The sequence below is a fragment of the Endozoicomonas sp. SESOKO1 genome (genome assembly GCF_024606265.1).
GTDB lineage: Bacteria > Pseudomonadota > Gammaproteobacteria > Pseudomonadales > Endozoicomonadaceae > Endozoicomonas.
In genome coordinates this window covers 46,428-64,927 of sequence record NZ_JAHHPP010000379.1, presented here as the reverse complement: position 1 = coordinate 64,927, position 18,500 = coordinate 46,428, and the positions used below count along the sequence as shown (strand labels likewise).

Annotated in this window: 17 protein-coding genes; 13 read left to right on the top strand and 4 right to left on the bottom strand. The window is 49.7% G+C overall.

Features of this window, described 5'->3' with window-relative positions; genetic code table 11:
- Positions 1-222: 222 nt before the first annotated feature.
- A complete protein-coding gene (locus KDK13_RS17325; protein ID WP_257286245.1) occupies positions 223-1,143 on the bottom strand; it encodes a hypothetical protein in 921 nt (306 codons plus the stop codon).
- A 465-nt stretch (positions 1,144-1,608) separates the two neighbouring features.
- Between KDK13_RS17325 and KDK13_RS17320 the strand changes: the two genes are divergently transcribed.
- The 11 genes from KDK13_RS17320 (at position 1,609) to KDK13_RS17270 (ending at position 13,560) form a co-directional block, all read left to right on the top strand.
- On the top strand, positions 1,609-3,183 hold the full coding sequence (locus KDK13_RS17320) for an AbgT family transporter (RefSeq protein WP_257286244.1): 1,575 nt from the start codon (positions 1,609-1,611) through the stop codon (positions 3,181-3,183).
- A 134-nt stretch (positions 3,184-3,317) separates the two neighbouring features.
- A complete protein-coding gene (locus KDK13_RS17315) occupies positions 3,318-3,518 on the top strand; it encodes a hypothetical protein (RefSeq protein WP_257286243.1) in 201 nt (66 codons plus the stop codon).
- Positions 3,519-3,718: 200 nt separating this feature from the next.
- A complete protein-coding gene (gene gadC, locus KDK13_RS17310; protein ID WP_257286242.1) occupies positions 3,719-5,269 on the top strand; it encodes a putative glutamine/gamma-aminobutyrate antiporter GadC in 1,551 nt (516 codons plus the stop codon).
- The gene (gene glsA, locus KDK13_RS17305; protein ID WP_257286241.1) at positions 5,266-6,204 is read left to right on the top strand and encodes a glutaminase A; all 939 of its coding nucleotides are present in this window, start codon (positions 5,266-5,268) and stop codon (positions 6,202-6,204) included. The genes gadC and glsA overlap by 4 nt, the downstream gene beginning before the upstream one ends.
- 94 nt (positions 6,205-6,298) lie before the next feature.
- Complete coding sequence (locus KDK13_RS17300; RefSeq protein ID WP_257286239.1) at positions 6,299-7,507, top strand: ammonium transporter; 1,209 nt, start codon at positions 6,299-6,301, stop codon at positions 7,505-7,507.
- 319 nt (positions 7,508-7,826) lie between these two features.
- Positions 7,827-8,171, top strand: a complete 345-nt coding sequence (locus KDK13_RS17295) for a metalloregulator ArsR/SmtB family transcription factor (protein ID WP_257286238.1) — start codon at positions 7,827-7,829, stop codon at positions 8,169-8,171.
- 15 nt (positions 8,172-8,186) lie between these two features.
- A complete protein-coding gene (locus KDK13_RS17290; RefSeq protein WP_257286237.1) occupies positions 8,187-9,194 on the top strand; it encodes an ArsJ-associated glyceraldehyde-3-phosphate dehydrogenase in 1,008 nt (335 codons plus the stop codon).
- On the top strand, positions 9,194-10,435 hold the full coding sequence (arsJ, locus tag KDK13_RS17285; protein ID WP_257286235.1) for an organoarsenical effux MFS transporter ArsJ: 1,242 nt from the start codon (positions 9,194-9,196) through the stop codon (positions 10,433-10,435). Before KDK13_RS17290 ends, arsJ begins: the two co-directional genes overlap by 1 nt.
- An 87-nt stretch (positions 10,436-10,522) precedes the next feature.
- The gene (locus KDK13_RS17280; protein ID WP_257286234.1) at positions 10,523-12,349 is read left to right on the top strand and encodes a hypothetical protein; all 1,827 of its coding nucleotides are present in this window, start codon (positions 10,523-10,525) and stop codon (positions 12,347-12,349) included.
- 205 nt (positions 12,350-12,554) lie between these two features.
- Positions 12,555-13,313, top strand: a complete 759-nt coding sequence (locus KDK13_RS17275) for an FKBP-type peptidyl-prolyl cis-trans isomerase (RefSeq protein WP_257286233.1) — start codon at positions 12,555-12,557, stop codon at positions 13,311-13,313.
- A 73-nt stretch (positions 13,314-13,386) separates the two neighbouring features.
- Complete coding sequence (locus tag KDK13_RS17270) at positions 13,387-13,560, top strand: hypothetical protein (RefSeq protein WP_257286232.1); 174 nt, start codon at positions 13,387-13,389, stop codon at positions 13,558-13,560.
- A 7-nt stretch (positions 13,561-13,567) separates the two neighbouring features.
- On the opposite strand, the gene KDK13_RS17265 is transcribed toward KDK13_RS17270, so the two are convergent.
- Positions 13,568-14,911: a sodium-dependent transporter gene (locus KDK13_RS17265; RefSeq protein WP_257286231.1), complete on the bottom strand. Its 1,344-nt coding sequence runs from the start codon at positions 14,909-14,911 to the stop codon at positions 13,568-13,570.
- A gap of 229 nt (positions 14,912-15,140) precedes the next feature.
- On the opposite strand from KDK13_RS17265, the gene udp reads away from it, so the two are divergent.
- Both udp and KDK13_RS17255 read left to right on the top strand, forming a co-directional pair.
- A complete protein-coding gene (gene udp / locus KDK13_RS17260) occupies positions 15,141-15,914 on the top strand; it encodes a uridine phosphorylase (protein WP_257286230.1) in 774 nt (257 codons plus the stop codon).
- Positions 15,915-15,960: 46 nt separating this feature from the next.
- Positions 15,961-16,890 (top strand): hypothetical protein, encoded by a 930-nt coding sequence (locus KDK13_RS17255; RefSeq protein ID WP_257286229.1) that lies wholly within the window; start codon positions 15,961-15,963, stop codon positions 16,888-16,890.
- On the opposite strand, the gene KDK13_RS17250 is transcribed toward KDK13_RS17255, so the two are convergent.
- Positions 16,863-17,501, bottom strand: a complete 639-nt coding sequence (locus tag KDK13_RS17250) for a PqiC family protein (RefSeq protein ID WP_257286227.1) — start codon at positions 17,499-17,501, stop codon at positions 16,863-16,865. The genes KDK13_RS17255 and KDK13_RS17250 overlap by 28 nt on opposite strands.
- Positions 17,498-18,451: an MlaD family protein gene (locus KDK13_RS17245; protein ID WP_257286226.1), complete on the bottom strand. Its 954-nt coding sequence runs from the start codon at positions 18,449-18,451 to the stop codon at positions 17,498-17,500. Before KDK13_RS17245 ends, KDK13_RS17250 begins: the two co-directional genes overlap by 4 nt.
- Positions 18,452-18,500: the final 49 nt, after the last annotated feature.

Here is an 18,500-nt window from a genome sequence, read left to right as displayed (position 1 = left end):
GTCAGCGGAGGCGCATCTTACCGCGCCGGTTTGATTTGTCAACCGGTTGTTTTTCTTTCAATCAATCAACCATTGCTACAAACCTTTCTTCTGATTAATGATGAATACTTATCAGCAATCCGGACTTTCTTTTGGAGAGTGCCCATGGAAGAGCGGCGCATTCTACGAAGTTTGCTGGTGAAGTCAACACCCAACATAAATTCAAAGACAATCGTCTTCGATTCACATGAAATATTGAAAACGCTGCATTTGATACGGCACCACTTTCGCATCAGTCATCGTCATCATCACTGCTTTCATTTCGCTTTGCTCTTCTAAAGCGGCATCGTCTACAAAGCCATTTTTGCTGAGCGGTGACAGGTATATGAGATCCCCCCCGGAAAGCGCCAGGCTTTCAAGGGTAATCAACGTTTGTTTCAGGTTTTCTTTTCTTAACTCCCATGGTGCCGCTCCGGTTAGCAGCGTCAAACCAATATTGATTCCAGCCCGCTTTGCACAGTTAACCATGTTTCTACATCTATTGAGATCTCCTGATTTCCCCAGCCTGGCTCTTAACGCACCCCAACCTGTTTCCAGGCCTATCACCAATTGACATAGACCGCTCTCACGCAGCTCACACCACTGAGCCTCCGTGCGTTTTGAACTGAAATCAGGATCAGCAAATGTACCTACCTCTCTTTTGAAGGTGCCAAGCTTTTCCTTAATTAACGCTAAGCAGTACATCAGCCGCCTCTGGGACAGAGCCATTGCATTTGCCGACCCAAGAAATACACCAGGAGAGGAATTTACTTTTGAGCCATACAGCTTTTTCACATCAGAAAGATGCCGAGCAAACATCTGTTCATTAAGAACCTTATAAGGCTTATCTTTATAGAAGACACAGAACGTACACTGCCTGTTGGGGCAACCTATCGACGACATAATAACAATATCGCCATAACGATCTGGCGGGAGAATGGTGACTTCTTCGGGATAGACTTTACGATAGAGGTCAACTACATCTTTATAATCTTTATTGGTTAGCTGCTGGCTTGCCCAAATAACTTCATCATCAGCATCAATATTCCTGATCCATCCCTGGTACTCCCCAAGCACTTTTTCCCTCTCATTAGAAGGCAACAGCCTCGCCTCTGCGCCCAACACTATTGAGCCATCCATACAACGGCGATAGAAAGACGCTCCATCCCTGAACGTACACCAATATCCCTCGCTGTTGATGCGTGCCGACCGATAGCTATTACTGTCCTCTATTTTGCAGCCATCCTTCAGATGACGAATATCGATACCCATACAACACACTGGACCTGATCTCTGTTATCGTGAAATTGCTTAATCCCTTTACACCAAAGGGTTGATAAGAAAGCCATAATAACAAAGGATAAGCAATGGATGAGTTTCAACTTCGAAAAACGAAAGAGCAGTATGAAATAGACCAGCAATATCTCTCGAATTTCACCCATCAAATTAGAAAATATCTCTAAATATTACCCTTTCACTTTCCTTTATTATATTTAATTGATCTGGATCATTCCGCATCTCATCTTTGATTTTTTAAAGTCTTTACACAAACACCATTTCGATAAATAGCAGTAGGGAAAAGAGTCATCCATGAGTGTAACTGAAGCCCCTCCAATGCCGGAGGTGAAATCTGGCGATTCCAAGTTGATGAACCGCTTCCTGAATGCGGTTGAAAAGGCAGGTAACAAACTGCCGGATCCGACACTTCTATTCCTTTATGGCCTGGTTATTGTCTGGGTTCTGTCTGCCTTGATGTCCCAGATGAACCTGGACATGGTGCACCCGGCAAACGGTGAAACTGTGGCGGTAAAAAACCTGCTGACGGGCTCCGCCCTTGCGGCCTTTCTTGCCAGTATGGTGAAGAATTTTGCCGGCTTTGCGCCCATGGGTATCGTTCTGGTGGCCATGCTGGGTATCGGGGTGGCTGAAAAATCCGGTTTTATCAACACTGGCCTCAAGAAGATGCTGAGTGTAACCCCGGTAAAACTGTTAACCCCAATGCTGATTCTGGTTGCCATTGTCAGCCACACCGCAGCGGATGCCGGTTACGTTCTGGTTATTCCTCTGGGTGGTATTATCTTCCACGCCGCCGGGCGTCATCCGTTGGCGGGTATCGCGGCAGCATTTGCCGGTGTCTCCGGTGGTTTCTCTGCCAACTTTATCCCTTCTGGCATTGATCCTCTGCTGCAGGGCTTTACCCAGTCTGCTGCGCAGATTCTGGACCCATCTTTCCAGATGAACCCGCTGGCCAACCTGTTCTTCACCGGTGCATCCAGTTTTGTCATCATCGCTATTGGCTGGTATGTCACTGACAAAATTATTGAGCCACGTCTGCAGGCAATGACCACTCTCGATGAAGATGCGGAGAAAGCACCGGACCTGAGCACCTTTACTCCAGAAGAAAGCAAGGCGTTCAATGCAGCTGGTCTGGCTATGCTGGCCGGTATCGCGTTGCTGGTTGCTGCTGTTATTCCCGAGGCTTCGCCACTGCGCGCTCCGACCGGCGAAATCACTGCATTCTCGGCACCGTTGATGCAGTCCATCGTGCCGTTGATTTTCATCCTGTTTATCATTCCGGGTATTGTCTACGGTAAAGTGTCCGGCACATTCAAGAAGTCTAAAGACACCGTTATCGCCATGAACAGCACCATGTCCACCATGGGTTCTTACCTGGTGATGTCGTTCTTCTGTGCGCAGTTCCTGTACGCGTTCTCCCAGTCCAACCTGGGTACGGTATTGGCCCTGAGCGGTGCGGAAGTTCTGCAGGCCATGAACCTGCCTGGTGAAATTACGGTCATTGGTATGATCCTGCTGACCGCCACTGTTAACCTGGTCATTGGCTCTTCTTCTGCCAAATGGGCACTGATTGGTCCAATCCTGGTACCGATGCTGATGGCAGTGGGTATCTCTCCGGAACTGTCTCAGGCGGCTTATCGTGTTGGTGATTCTGTTTCCAACATCATTTCTCCGTTAATGGTTTACTTCCCTCTGGTAGTCGTTTACTGTCAGCGTTATGTGAAGAACTCCGGTATCGGCTCTCTGGCTTCCATGATGATGCCCTACTCCATCGCCATGCTGATCGGCTGGACTATTTTCCTTCTTGCCTACTGGGCGCTGGGCCTGCCACTGGGTATTCAGGCTTCTTACACCTATCCGGCCATGTAATACCAACTCTATTTTCAAGGGGCTTCGGCCCCTTTTTTGTGCCCTCAATTAATACCCTCTCCCCAGGGAACCTATCCCATTAAAAAGGGTCTATTCTTCTAAAGCAGTGAATATGTTGCAGAGGATTACCTTTCGTGTTCAACCTGATGAAAATCATCGATGGAATGACGCCCACCAGCTGGATTATCGCAGCCACCTGCCTGTTTTCGTGGATTGTTATTATCCACTATGCTGGCAAGGTGACTGAGAAGCATTGGGGAGACAGAGAATCCGGTGCCCTGGTTGGCTTTTTCCTGCCAGGTTTTGTCTTTATGGCAATGCTTTATCTCATGTAATTCAAAACCTCCCTTCACCTCCAACCAAGTAATAGGGGCTCTCAAAGCGCTCTATTAAATTAAGCCCAATCGAATTTGAAAAATCCCCATTCCCGAACCAAACTTCACTGGCTTAATCATTACTATCTCACTGAGATAGCATCACTTTTTCCCCGTTTCGGCAGTTCCGAATATCAATATGCGGAATGAGGTAAGCAGCTATGGCTGACACCCCCCCTAAAGCCAATGCCAAAAAACTCACCGTTTTTACGCTGGCCATCATGAACATCGTTGCGGTAGTGAGCCTTCGCGGCTTACCCGCAGAAGCTGAGTATGGGCTCAGTTCGATCTTCTACTATGTTTTTGCAGCTGTATTTTTTTTGATACCGGTATCTCTTGTCGCTGCAGAACTGGCCACTGGCTGGCCCGAAAAAGGTGGAGTATTCCGCTGGGTTGGAGAGGCCTTTGGTCCCCAACTGGCTTTTCTGGCCATGTTCATGCTGTTTATTGAAGTCAGTGTATGGTTTCCCACAGCATTGACTTTTGGTGCGGTCTCCCTGGCTTTTATCGGGCCGGATCAAACCTGGGACCAGGCTTTATCTTCCAATAAGTTCTTTGTACTGGCGATTGTTCTGGCCATTTACTGGCTGGCTACATTTATAGCGTTTCGAGGGGTAGACGCATTCTCAAAAGTTTCCAAATGGGGAGGTATGATTGGCACGATTATTCCTGCCACCATTCTGGTGATCCTGGGGTTCAGCTACCTGGGTAGTGGTGAGCCGATTCATATTGAACTCACGTGGGGTGATGTTCTTCCTGATTTCACCAACTTCAGTAATATTGTGCTCGCTGCCAGTATTTTTCTTTTCTACGCTGGCATGGAGATGAATGCGATCCATGTAAAAGAGCTTGATAACGCTTCAAAATCTTACCCCATGGCCATTGCTGTTGCGTCTATCGGGACTGTCGCCATATTTATTCTTGGTACTTTGGCGATTGGTTTTGTTATTCCTCAGGCAGATATTAACCTGACCCAGTCTCTGCTTGTGGCATATTACGATATGTTCCACTGGGCAGGCATTGGCTTTCTTGCCCCGGTTATGGCCGTTTGTCTTGCCATTGGGGTTCTGGCCGGCATTGTTACCTGGGTAGCAGGCCCTTCATCAGGTTTATTAACCGTTGCAAAGGCAGGGTATCTTCCCAGGTTTTGGCAGTTCACCAATAAGCATGATATGGCAACCCATATAATGTTATTACAGGGTGGGCTTGTCACTGTGCTATCGATACTGTTCGTTGTTATGCCTTCTGTTCAGGCCACTTATCAAATTCTCAGCCAGCTCTGCGTCATTCTTTACCTGGTAATGTACCTTCTGATGTTTGCTGCAGCCATCTATCTACGCTTTTCTCAACCAAATCGCCCAAGGCCTTACAGTATCCCCGGAGGAAGGTACGGCATGTTCATCGTTGCCGGTATTGGCTTTATCGGATCACTGATTGCTTTTATCTTCAGTTTTATTCCACCGGGTCAGATTTCAGTCGGAAGCCCAACAACGTATGTTGTGATTCTGATTGCTCTTACCATCTTTTTTGTCTGCCTTCCTTTTTTTATTTATGCCAACCGGAAGCCTCACTGGAAGGACGAAGATAATGACTTTGCGCCGTTTACCTGGGAACTTGAAAACACGCACCCGGGTATTCCTAGTGACTCTGATACTCATACAACACATCTGGCAGAGAAACAGAAAGACGAAACAAAAGGAGCACAGTCATGAGCTTCAACAACACTCAACTGCAACGTCTTGCGGATGAAGCCCTCAACACAGGCAAGGCCTGTAATGGCGGGGCAAATGCCGACTATATTCCGTTTCTGGCCAGTGTTCCTTCCGATTTATGTGCCGTATCCATCTCCTGTTGTGACGGAACCATCATTCACAGTGGTGATTACGATTATTGTTTTGCCCTGGAGTCCATCAGTAAAGTGTGCTCAATGTCATTGGCCATGCAGCAAAAAGGCGCAGAGCAGGTCAGGGAAAAAATCGGTGCTGAACCAACAGGCCTACCATTCAACTCGGTGATGGCACTGACCGTACATCAGGACAAACCCCTGACACCACTGGTCAATGCCGGCGCCATGTCCACCGTCAGTTTTCTGGACGCTTCCGATAAAGAGTCTCGCTGGCAGATGATTCTCGACTTCCAGAGGAAAATGATGTCTCAAAACGTGAAACTCTCGAATGATGTTAATACCTCAGAGCAAGAGACCAACTTTCATAACCGGGCCATTGCCTGGCTATTGTATGCAGCAGGTAATTGTTTCAGCGATCCGATGGACGCCTGTGAAGTCTATACACGACAATGTTCAACACTTGTCAGCTGTGATGACCTGGCCACCCTCGGTGGAACATTAGCCAATGGCGGTATAAACCCGGTCACTAAAGAAAAGGTCATTGACCCTGAAAATGTTGCTCCTATCCTTGCCGAAATGACCATGGAAGGTATGTACGATTACTCTGGAGACTGGGCATTTCTGGTAGGTTTGCCGAGCAAGAGCGGCGTTGGAGGTGGTGTTGTCGCCATCGTTCCCGGAAAGATGGCCATTGCCGGCTTTTCACCGCCACTGGACGAGGCTGGCAACAGTGTCAGGGCCATGGCAATGATTCGCTATATTGCCAATAACCTTAACCTCAGTGTTTACAGTCCTTCCTAGTTTCAATCATTTCAGTGGGTGGGCAGCTGCCTGCCCCTTTCCCTTGCCCCTCCTGTGGCTTCTTAAACAACGTTCAAAATAGCGTGAATGACTTATGTTCGAAGGTGTAATTCATGGCAATGTTGCGTTCATGGTGATAGCAACGGTCCTGGTGTTTGTGATGACTCCCGGTCTGGCTTTTTTCTACGGCGGGTTAGTGGAGAAAAAACACTCGCTAACCATCATGCTGCAAATATTCATTGCTATTGGCATCGTCTCCCTGATGTGGATCTTTGGTGGTTTCAGCCTTGTGTTTGGTAATGATGTGCTGGGTATCATAGGCAATCCGTTTCAATACTTTGCCTTTAACAACATCACATTTGAGGTGAACACTCACTATGGACTTACCATCCCCTTTCTGATGTTTTTTATGTATCAGCTAATGTTCGCCATTATTACCCTGCCTCTGATGACGGGCTCTATCGTGAACAGAATAACGATAGGGGCCTGGCTCAAGTTCTTAATTATCTGGATGATTCTGGTGTATTTTCCGGTAGCTCACTGGGTCTGGGGCAACGGTTTTCTGGCGCAAATGGGCTTTGTTGACTTTGCCGGAGGCACGGTCATTCACGCAGCATCCGCATTTTCCGGCTTGGCTACCTTATGGGTGCTTGGTCCTCGAAAAGTAATTACCAGTAAAGGCCCCTTTAACATGGGTCTGGTTGCCATTGGCGCAGGTATTTTACTGTTTGGCTGGTTCGGATTTAATGCTGGCGGTACTCTGGCTGCTGCAGGCACGACATCGATTGTATTTACCAACACCGGCGTGGCCAGCGCCGGAGGAATGGTTGCCTGGTCGATGATGGCATATCGGGAAAATGGCTACTTCTCCTTTCTGGACCCGCTGTTAGGTGCAGTGGCAGGACTCGCAACCATCACGCCAGCCTCAGGTTATGTGACGCCGCTACCTGCTCTTACCATTGGCTTGATTGCCGGTGTCACCTGTTATTACGCGATTAAAATCCCAAGAAAAGCCGGTTGGGATGATGTACTGGATGTCTGGGGAGTCCATGGTGTAGGCGGTTTTCTTGGTACTGTACTTATTGGCGTATTTGCCAATGAGCTGGTTAATCATGTTAGTGCCAGTGTCGAACAATTTTTAGTGCAACTCTTTGGCGTTGTCCTTGTCAGCGTATACTCCATGGTGATTTCTTATCTGCTGATGAAATATATGGACAGAGACAAAGCTATTCGCGTATCAAAAGCACAAATAGAAGCCGGGCTTGATGAATCACTGTTTCGTGAGGGGTACAGTAGTGATTAACTGATGCAGAAAGCAAACCAGGTTTTCGATGGCTGTTGACTTAACAACCATCGAACATTTTTGTGCATATCCGATACGCTTTGGTAAGTGTCAAATTAAGACGAAATTATTCCTGATCATAAAATCCCGGGAAATCGATCAGCGGAACCCAATCAGCACGTCCACAATTTTGTCTTTCCGGAAAATCACCTGCCCAGGTTGCATGATAACTTCTCTTGAAAACACAGTTACCGCTTAATCACTCCGAAAAAACAATTACTTATTGCATTTTATTTTTTATATGCGAATATGCGCATATACACATATTCAAGTAATTTTTATGCTACCTCATGAGTTCTTTAAAATGATGGCGGATGAAATACGGCTCCGCTGTCTGCTACTGATAGCCCGGCAAGGTGAGCTGTGTGTCTATGAACTGGTGGCTGCCCTTGATGAGCCACAACCCAAAATATCAAGACACCTGGCACAAATGCGAAATCACGGTTTGCTAAACACCCGTCGTCAAGATCAGTGGATTTTCTATTCAGTGGCAAAAGACCTGCCCGGCTGGATGAACAAAATCGTTGATGGCCTGCGCCACTCAAACTGTCTTAAAAGTGAGTACCGGCAGGATATCCACCGCCTTGAATCAATACCTAACCACCCTTCTGACACAAACTCTTGAAATATGGAGTATCACATGACGATTAAAGTAGGTATCAATGGCTTTGGCCGCATTGGCAGACTGGCGCTCAGAGCCGCATGGCACTGGCCGGACATTAAGTTCGTCAGAATTAATGACGTGGCCGGAAATAGCGCAACACTGGCCCACCTGCTGGAATTTGACTCCGTACAAGGCACCTGGCAGGAAACCATTTCATCCGACAACCAGCATATTTTCATCAATGGACAGGGAATTGAATGTTCTCAGGAAAAAGAGATTGGTGCCGTAAACTGGTCAGATTGTGATGTGGTAATTGATGCCACAGGCGTTCACCGGGCAACAGCCAAACTTAACCAATACCTTGAGCAGGGCGTTAAACGAGTCGTCGTCACCGCGCCTGTGAAGGAAGAAGGTGTTCTGAATGTGGTGATGGGGGTTAATGACCATCTCTATGATGCCAGCCAGCATCGAATTGTCACAGCCGCATCCTGTACCACCAACTGCATAGCCCCTGTTGTTAAGGTCATTCACGAAAACCTTGGCATTGACCGGGGCGCTATCACCACCGTTCATGACCTGACCAATACCCAGACGATTCTGGATGCCCCCCACAAGGACCTGAGAAGAGCCCGTGCCTGCGGCATGTCCCTGATCCCGACAACCACGGGTTCCGCTACCGCTATCACCCAGATTTTTCCTGATCTGAAAGGTCGGTTGAATGGCCATGCTATCCGGGTTCCCCTGGCGAATGCCTCAATCACCGATATGGTGTTTGACGTGTCCAGGGATACTTCGGTGGAGGAAGTTAATCAGTTGTTGAAATCCGCCGCTGAGGGCTCACTGAGAGGCATCCTTGGTTATGAGGAGAAGCCACTGGTGTCCATCGATTACCGTGGTGACCAGCGTTCTTCAATCATTGATGCACTGTCCACGATGGTGGTTGACCAGCGCATGGTCAAAATCTATGCCTGGTACGATAATGAAATGGGCTACGCCTGTCGTACGGCTGAGCTGGCGCTCAAGGTTGGCAGAGAGAATTCCTGATGACTGAGACTACCCACGTTGAAAATAGCAGGCAATTCCGGCAACAGCAGATAAGAAATTACGCGCTTATCACCTTCAACTACTGGAACTTCACCCTGACCGATGGCGCCCTGCGCATGCTCGTGGTCCTCCACTTCTATTCGCTGGGCTATTCCGGTCTGGAAATTGCCATGCTGTTTCTCTTTTATGAGTTCTTCGGGGTAGTCACTAACCTGATTGGCGGCTGGCTGGGGGCCCGCATCGGTCTGAACAGAACCATGAATATCGGCCTGTTCATGCAGATCACCGCCTTGCTGATGCTGTCAGTCCCTGCACAGGTCCTTTCAATACCCCTGGTGATGTTTGCCCAGGCTATTTCAGGTATTGCCAAGGACCTGAACAAGATGAGCGCGAAAACTTCCATAAAAACCCTGGTCAGCAGCCAGCAGCCTGGAAAACTCTATCGCTGGATTGCCATTTTGACCGGTTCAAAAAATGCCCTGAAAGGTGCCGGTTTCTTTCTCGGTGGTGCCCTGCTGAGTCTGATTGGATTTCAGAATGCCATGTTTACCATGGCTGCTATATTGACCCTGGTATTGGCAGGCAGCCTGGTATGGCTGCAAAAAGACATGGGCAAAGCCGGCAGCAAGCCCAAATTCACCCGGATATTCTCCAGGAGCAGGGCCATCAACACGCTCTCTGCTGCCCGGCTTTTTCTCTTTGCCTCCCGGGACGTATGGTTTGTCATCGCCCTTCCCGTCTCCCTGAGTGCCGTTTTTGGCTGGAGCCATGTGGAAACCGGGAGTTTCATGGCCATCTGGGTGATTGGTTACGGCCTGGTTCAGGGTATTGCACCCAAAATTACCGGGTCTGAGAGCCAGCATACCCAGAGCCGTCTTCCGCTGGTAGTTTGGTCGGCAACTCTACTGTTAGTGTCAGTATTGCTGGCACTGGCGATCACATGCCAGTGGTATCCACAGTTGAGCCTGATTGCAGGGCTGCTGATTTTTGGCGCCATATTCGCCATCAACTCATCACTACACTCTTACCTGATCGTCTCTTTTGCCCGGGAAGAAGGCGCATCGATGGATGTTGGCTTCTACTATATGGCCAACGCCATGGGGCGTTTAACCGGAACCGTGCTGTCGGGGTGGGCATTTCAATGGGGAGGGCTGGCAACGTGCCTGTGGATCTCTGCACTCTTTATCATGCTCACTGTCATGATTTCGTTGACAATGCCTGCCCGGGAAGCTGTCCAGTAGGGCATAACGGTACTATTATTGCCATCTTGAGGTTAACCAACACAAGAAAAGCGATGTTATACCGCCAATAGAGGGAGGATAGTTGTCGTGGACCCAAGCTGTGCGCCGTCAGCAAGTATGTCAATCCCGGGTACCAGCAGCCAGGCCAGTGAACTGAAAATGCTATCTGACGATATTGCCGACCGCCGGTTTTGTCAGCTTTGTGCCCAATATATTGAGCATCCTCCCTTTATGGTATCCCTCTGTTGCAAACGTACCTACCACAAAACCTGTTCTCTCGCGTTCCGGGATATTCTCCATTGCTCTGTCTGTAATTCGGCCCATATTAAGTTTTACCAGGATACTGACTTTGCCGAAGAGGTGAAGCGCTACGACTGGAGCATGTTTGAACCAGCAACCCGGGAAGCAACGGGGGACCATGCACCGATCCAGATCCCGGTGGTCGATAGTGGCGAGACCAGTAAACGACCCGAATCACCAGTGGCGGGACCGTCCGGGCTATCGTGGAACAATAACCAACAACTCGACCAACAACACGTACAACAAGCCGGGCAACAAAAATCAGCACTTGACAAAAACGTTGGCGAAGCACTCTCCCAAATGGGTGCCTTCGCCTTTATCCCGCAGGAGTTTCAGGAAGTGTTGTCACCCCGGACGGTTTTTTCTGCTCAATCGGCAACGTCAGAAATGGTCCTTCAGCCCACGGAGCAACTGGACCTTTACCAGATGACCAGCACCTTTGAACGGCTGTTTAGCGCGTTCCCCATACCCGGTGGGCTGGAAGCCCTGGCAAAGGAGTCTGGGTACAGTTTTCTGACCGAGATGATGGACGTTGGGGTGGTGCCAAAATGGCGGGAAATATGCGACAGAGAAGGCTATGTGTGTGGCAAGCAGATGAATATTGGCAAATCCGCAGAGGCCAACGCGTTCTTTACCGCGATGCAACAACATCTTGATCAGCTGGCCCCCGGGGATCTGTTCTTTTTTACCTTCGTCTGTCGACGGCCGAGCAGTAAATCGGGGTTGCTGCAACAGGTCTCGCCGGTATCGCGAATTTTCCGTCACCCGTCCGGGGATCGTCTGACATGGCTATGTACTAACGATAAGCCATTGGCCAGAAATCCCCTTGGACGCCTGACTTTCCGGGTGTTTGCCAGCGGTACCCAACTGGTGAAATACCTGCAGTTCCTTACCCTGACCGCTGAGCCTACCCAGGCCATATTTGTCCGGCCAACCCAGAAAGGAAAACCGGATGCCGAAGGCCTGGATAAAATCAATATCAAGGAGTTTATCCGGGATTACCCTCCCAGGGATATGGGGACCGGGGCAGAGTTAAAAAGCGACAAGGAAAAGCTTCTTGCGGCCGCCCAGAGCCTCGGTCTGCAGCGTATCCTCAAAGTGGCTGCCAGTCAGGTTGTGCTGCTGAACAACCTGATTGACAACAACTTTCGCAACCCACAACTGACCGAAGATCGCCTGGTTGACCACCTGAGCAACCTTGGTTATTACCCAGACTACGAGATAAACCTCACTTCCAGGCGGACGTTCGAGCAGTTGCTCGGGTTACCTGTGAGCGATGAAGAGTCCTTTAGACGAAAAGCCCGTATACAAGACCAGGTGGCCGATACCTTGAAAGAGATGCATTGGGCGCTGGCCAGCGGAACCCCGGGCTATATCATGATCCAGCTCACTTCCCGGGTACCTGTTATTCCTGATGAGATTCTGATGCTGGCCTGTGATACGGACAGGCTGTACCTGGTGAATATGAAAAGCGAATGGGTGTCTGTCCAGTGTTCGTCCAACATTGATGATATCTGTGACTTCTGTCAGGTGTTTATGAGCGGCTGCCGTATCAAGGCGGCCAATCTTACGCGTTTTCTACCGACCAAAACCAAAAAGCTCCGGGTATTTTAGTGGACACGCTCTGACCCGGATATTTATGGTCCTTTTAGACGACTGCGGCAAATGGCAGTGCACATTTGAAAATATTTCGCTATCTTAGTTCAACTGACGTAAAGGCTGTGCCATTATTATTGGGTTTTTCTTAACTTTACTCCTGATACAGGCAAGATTGTCTTGGCCAATTCGTCACTTCTGGCCAGAAACCATGGAAACCGATATGAAGAAGGCTATTAAAATATCTGCTCTGGCAGCGGCTGTACTTTTGGCAACAGGCTGTCAGGACAAGACTACCCAGGCTCCTGAAGTTGAGTTAAACACTGAAGATCAGAAAGCGGCCTACGCCATTGGCGCCTCTGTTGGTAACTTCGCCAGTCAGACACTGAAGCAACAAGATGAGCTCGGTGTTGTGCTTGACCGTGCGCTGGTTCAGCAGGGCTTGCTGGACGCCCTCGCCGATCAAACCAGAATGAACGAAGAGGAGATGGGCGCAGCCCTCCGGGTTCACGAACAGAAGATGAACACCGTTGTTCAGGAAAAAGCCAGGGAGAAGCGTGAAGAGACCCTTAAAACCGGTGCCAAATATCTGGAAGATAACGCCGGTAAAGAAGGTGTTTCCGTGACTGAGTCCGGTCTTCAATACGAAGTGATCAAGCAGGGAGACGGCCCAACACCGACCGCAGCCGACACCGTTACCGTTCATTACACGGGTACACTGACTGACGGTACTGTTTTCGATAGCAGCAAGCAAAGAGACCAGCCAGCGACTTTCCCCCTGGCAAACGTTATCAAGGGCTGGACGGAAGGCGTTGCCCTGATGCCGGTTGGCTCTGAATATCGCCTGACCATTCCCGCTGAGCTGGCGTACGGCGACCAGGACGTTGGCACCATTCCAGCAGGCTCCGTTCTGGTATTTGATATTGAGCTGATCAGCATTGAAGACCAGGAAGAGAGTAACGAAGCAGCCGAAGACAAATAAGCCACGCAATAAATCTTCAGGCTATTTACAATAACGGGCAGTACGACTACTGCCCGTTATTTATTGGTGGATTATGAACCTGATCTCTATTTTAGTCCTTTTGTTTATCACCCTGTTTGTTGTAGTGAAACTGACCGAGCGTCATGGCAAACCACTTACTGATGAACAGCAAGGCAAGCTTGCCAAAATCGCCATGATATTAATTTTTATCATGTTAGTGGCGGCACTGATCAAATCCCTGGTTTAACCTCAGGTCAAAATTGCAACAACTCCCCAATAATGACCATCAATAGCAATGCCGGGCTGACCCAGCGAATCAGGAGCTGCCAGATTTTCAGGGGCTTGCCTCGCATTCCCAACTGTTCAATCAGCACGTTTCTTTCCATGATATAGCCACAAAAATAAAGCACCAGAAGCCCAACGACCGGCAGCATGACCTGGGTGGCAAAGGCGGTATAAAGATCAAAAAGTGTGTTGTCACCAACAGAAATCTGCTTCCAGACACTGAAAGAAAGGCCGGGTATTAACCCAGCCAGAAATATAATAACACCGGCTATCGAGGCTCCTGCTGTGCGAAAACCAGAACACAGGCGACTCATCATCACCACCAGGGGTTCAGCCAGGTTAACTGCAGATGTCCAGACAGCCATTACCAACAGCAGAAAGAACAAGGGCAGCACCAGTGAGCCAAAGGGCATTTGGGCCAATGCAACCGGTAGTGTGATAAACATCAGCCCGGGACCTTCTGCTACTGAAAGCCCTTCACTGAACACCACTGCAAAAGTTGCAATACCCACCAGCACCGCCACCAGGACATCCAGCAGGGCAACAACCAATACTGCCTTAACCACCGACTGCCTTTCAGGCATATAAGCCCCATAAGCCATCAGGCAGCAGGCCCCGATAGCAAGGGTGAAAAAGGCATGCCCCATGGCCTCCAGCACCACACCCGGGCTAACCGCCTCAAACCTGAAGGCAAACAGGTAATCAAGGGCTGTCGCAAAGCCACTGAACTGGCTGGCATAGATCAGAAGGACCAACAGAATCAGATACATCAGGGGCATCAGCCAGTTATTCAACTGCTCTATACCTTTTGCAATGGTTCGGCCACTGATGGCAACCGTCATAACAATGAATAGACCGTGGTATAAAACCACTTGCCAGGGTGATTCCAGGAGCTGTTGGAAATGTATCAATGTTGCCTGAATGCTGTTTGCAGGAAGGTCCCCCGACAGCGACTTGAAAAAGAAGTGAAGCACCCAGCCAGACACCACACTGTAGAAAGAAAGAATCATCGTGGCAGCCAGCGTTCCGATCCAGGCCAGCTTGCTCCAGTGCCTGGTATGGCCTGCACTGACCGCCAACTGCCGCAGACTGCTGGCGGGTGAAGCACGCCCCGCACGCCCAACAACAATCTCGGCAATCATTACCGGCAGCCCCAGCAGCACCACAAACATGATATACAGAAGAAAAAAAAGGCTTCCCCCGTTTTCACCGGCTACATACGGGAAACGCCAGATATTTCCCAAACCGATGGCAGCCCCGGCAATAGCAAAAATAAACGCCCGGTTGGAAGTGATTCTGTTTTCAGGTGACATGGATTGTCCATTTTTCTATTGGTATGCCAGCAGTTGACTACCAGCATAGACGCAAAGTTGTCCTTATATCATCGGATAGGCTCTGAAGGACTGCAGGGCAGGCGTAAAACCGGGATCTCAATTGGATCAAATATTGATTCAGATCGATAAATACCCTCGATAGATAGGTCTATGATGGATTCCATGAAATAAAGTTCAATGACTCAACGTGTGTATCCGGAGGCATAATATGAGCAGCAGCGAAGTTTTTCATCTCGGCCTGACCAGGAAGGCTCTCAATGGTGCCAGACTGGCTATTGTCCCCGGTGACCCGGAACGGGTCGAACGCATTGCTGAACTGATGAATAACCCGAAAAAACTGGCCAGCCTCCGGGAGTTCACCACCTGGCGGGGTGAGCTGGAGGGTGAATCCGTAGTGGTTTGCTCAACCGGTATCGGCGGGCCTTCGACCTCTATTGCTGTAGAAGAGCTGGCACAACTGGGCATCTGTACTTTTCTGAGGGTGGGCACCACCGGTGCCATCCAGCCCCATATCAATGTGGGCGATGTGATTGTCACTACCGGTTCCGTTCGACTGGATGGTGCCAGCCGACATTTTGCTCCCCTCAGCTACCCGGCCGTTGCTGACTTCCAGTGTACCCGTGCACTGGTAGATACTGCCGGGCAAAGCGGTGTTAATTACTGGACCGGTATTACCGCCTCCAGTGACACGTTCTACCCCGGCCAGGAACGTTATGACACCTTCACCCGGCGGGTCAGGAAAGAGCTGCAGGGTTCTATGGAAGAGTGGCAGTCGCTGGGGGTGCTGAACTATGAAATGGAGTCTGCAACCCTTCTGACCATGTGTGCGGCGATGGGGCTTAAGGCCGGATGCGTTGCCGGGGTTATCGTGAACCGAACCTGCAATGAAACACCGGATACGGTAAAGCTGGCCAGTGTTGAGCCCAACGCGATTAACACCGTGGTTGGGGCCGCAAGACGCCTTCTGGGAACTATTGACTAACGTTTGAACCAAACGTACGGATGGATGCGGAGTAATAAGGTCGGGAGTGATTCAAAACTCAGATGAGGCCCTTTTGATGCAGGCGTTACCAATCACTTCATCCAGCGTTGCTGCTGATCGGCACGGTGATACGTCCCCGACAGGCCAACCACAGGCCAGCTGGAAACGCTGGGCAGTCTGTGTAATCTCAACGTCTGTCGCCGTCGTGTCAGCAGCCATTACCCTGAGTGCGATATTTGCCGAACTCCCCGCCATAGCCTTCGTTTATGGTGCCATTACTGCGGTTTCCATAGATTGTGCCCTGAATGCCCTGCCACCGACGGGATTGCCCCGCAGTATCAATATACCGGAGTTTTTCAGCTTCAATCATGACAGTACAGCCGACATTGTGGACAGCCAGGGATACGAAATTGTCGATGTCCCTGGCAATGGCGACTGTTTTTTCCATGCTGCCCTTGTGCCATATGGGCAATGCCTGGACTGGAATGCCAAGACCTTACGACAACAGGTATATGAAGAAGCAAGACAATGGCTACAGGAATACGAAAACAATCATTTACATTTCAATGGGCACGAAAGCTCGCAGGATCCTGTGCCGGAGGAAGTCCTTTACGTCTACTTGACAGGTCATTCCCGGCCCGGTGGCATGACAGGCATGGAGGCCATCAAATGTGATGGCGAGTGGATGGATACCATCATAGTCCCCCTGGTCGCCAGGGTCTTGAAAAAGCCAGTCATTACCGTCAACGACTCTGGTACCATTATGAATGTCATTGATGCCCGGGGTCTTTACTTTCCCATCGTTGACAGTAAGCTGAAAAACCTTGATTTAAAGGCTCTTGGCGACTTTGTACTGCTTGAACACATTAACGGCAATCATTTCAGGGGCTGCAGAAAACGGGACTTCTCCTATTCCCACAAGCCAGGGCAGGAAATAGATAAATATCTTCATCTGCGCCCCTGTTTGTCAAAATAACCCTGAATCATATCCTCTGCAACCGTCCCCCAGGCCTGACTTAATGCCTGCACGAAAGCTTGTGTAGAATCACCACTCTCCAGCGACAGGGCATAGACCTTTTCCCGCTGGGTAATAACCTGTCGGTCCTGCCCTTCCAGCGTCCAGGCAACGCTGATCCGCAACTGCCGGTTCACCACCGCGATGGACTGAACATCAATAAACGCCACCACTTCCGGGCGTTTATCCTGGCCCCAGGGACCTGAGCTTACCCAACTGGCAGAGTGAACCCTTTTACGCAGATTTTGTACCATCGCCTGTGTCAGAAGCTCTGGCAAAGGCTCTCCCCAGTGATCGTTAACAGAGGACTGTAAACGAACATCTCCTTCACTCCAGGTAATATTTTTCCTGTCCAGCCAACCAGCAACCCTCACCGGAAAAACCCCCAGTGTTGCGGGCATGTCTGCATGCACTTTTTTGGGTTGTGAAACCGTTGCCGGTACCAGCGTATAATCATGATAGGTTGGATTATTGACTGAGCAGCCCGACAGCAAAATGATCAGGAAGAAAGCCTTTGCAGCAGCAGTTCTCTGGCCCATAACAATATTCAATTTACCGAGGTAACTGCTCACCGGGAGTCTCCTGATTGTCTGCCAAAGATAATCGAATCAGGCTGACGTTGCAGCATGTCAGCCAGATCGACCACGGCCCTGGAAGCACGACTGATGTCTTTTGAACTCTGCGTCAGCTGGTATACCAGTGGAGAGTCAGGAGCCAGCGTCCCTTCTACGACGGAAATGGTCTCCTGAAGTTGCAGCATGGTTGCATTCAGCTGCTGTGTGGCGGCAGGCAACTGGGCTTTCAGTAATGCGGTCACTTCCCCGGCATCCTGTGACATGGAGGCAAATTCACTGCGAATGCCTGCCATGTCGGCGCTCATCTCATTGGACATCGCTTCCATACTGACAAATGCCTGATCAACATCGTCAATCAGTTTGTTCAGGCGATCATCACCGGTCAGCCTGGCCAGATTATCCAGAACTTCTGTCAGGCTGCTGGCCATTTCTGCGATATTAATGCTCTCGAACCGCTCAATAAACTCTTCCAGGTTGTTGGGCACGGTGGGAATCTGCGGATACTCAGTAGCCACCGGCTGCATTTCCGGGGCAGAGTCAAACAGATCCACCTCGATATACAGCAATCCGGTCAATACACTCTGCAGCCCAATCTGGGCACTGAGCCCCTGCTTGATCAACTGTCCCAGTACATTATGCCCACTGCCTTTTCCCTGCTCACTGATGGTATCCGGATACAGATCGATAGTGACCACATTCAAGACCTTCTGGTGATTGTGATACAGCTTGGACTTGATACTGACTACCTCACCAATTTTAACGCCACGCAGAGTGACCGGCGCGCCGACACTCAGGCCTTTTATCGAGCTGTCAAACAGAATTTGGTAACGCTGGACATCGTTCCGGGAAAAGCCACCTGCATTAAGAAACAGCACCAGGGCAATCGTCATGGTCAGGATTAGAATGACAAAAAGACCGACAGATACCGACAGGGATTTTCTATTCATAAATTTCTCTCGGAAAAGCGAGCCTCACTAATTGACTGAGTCGCTTTAT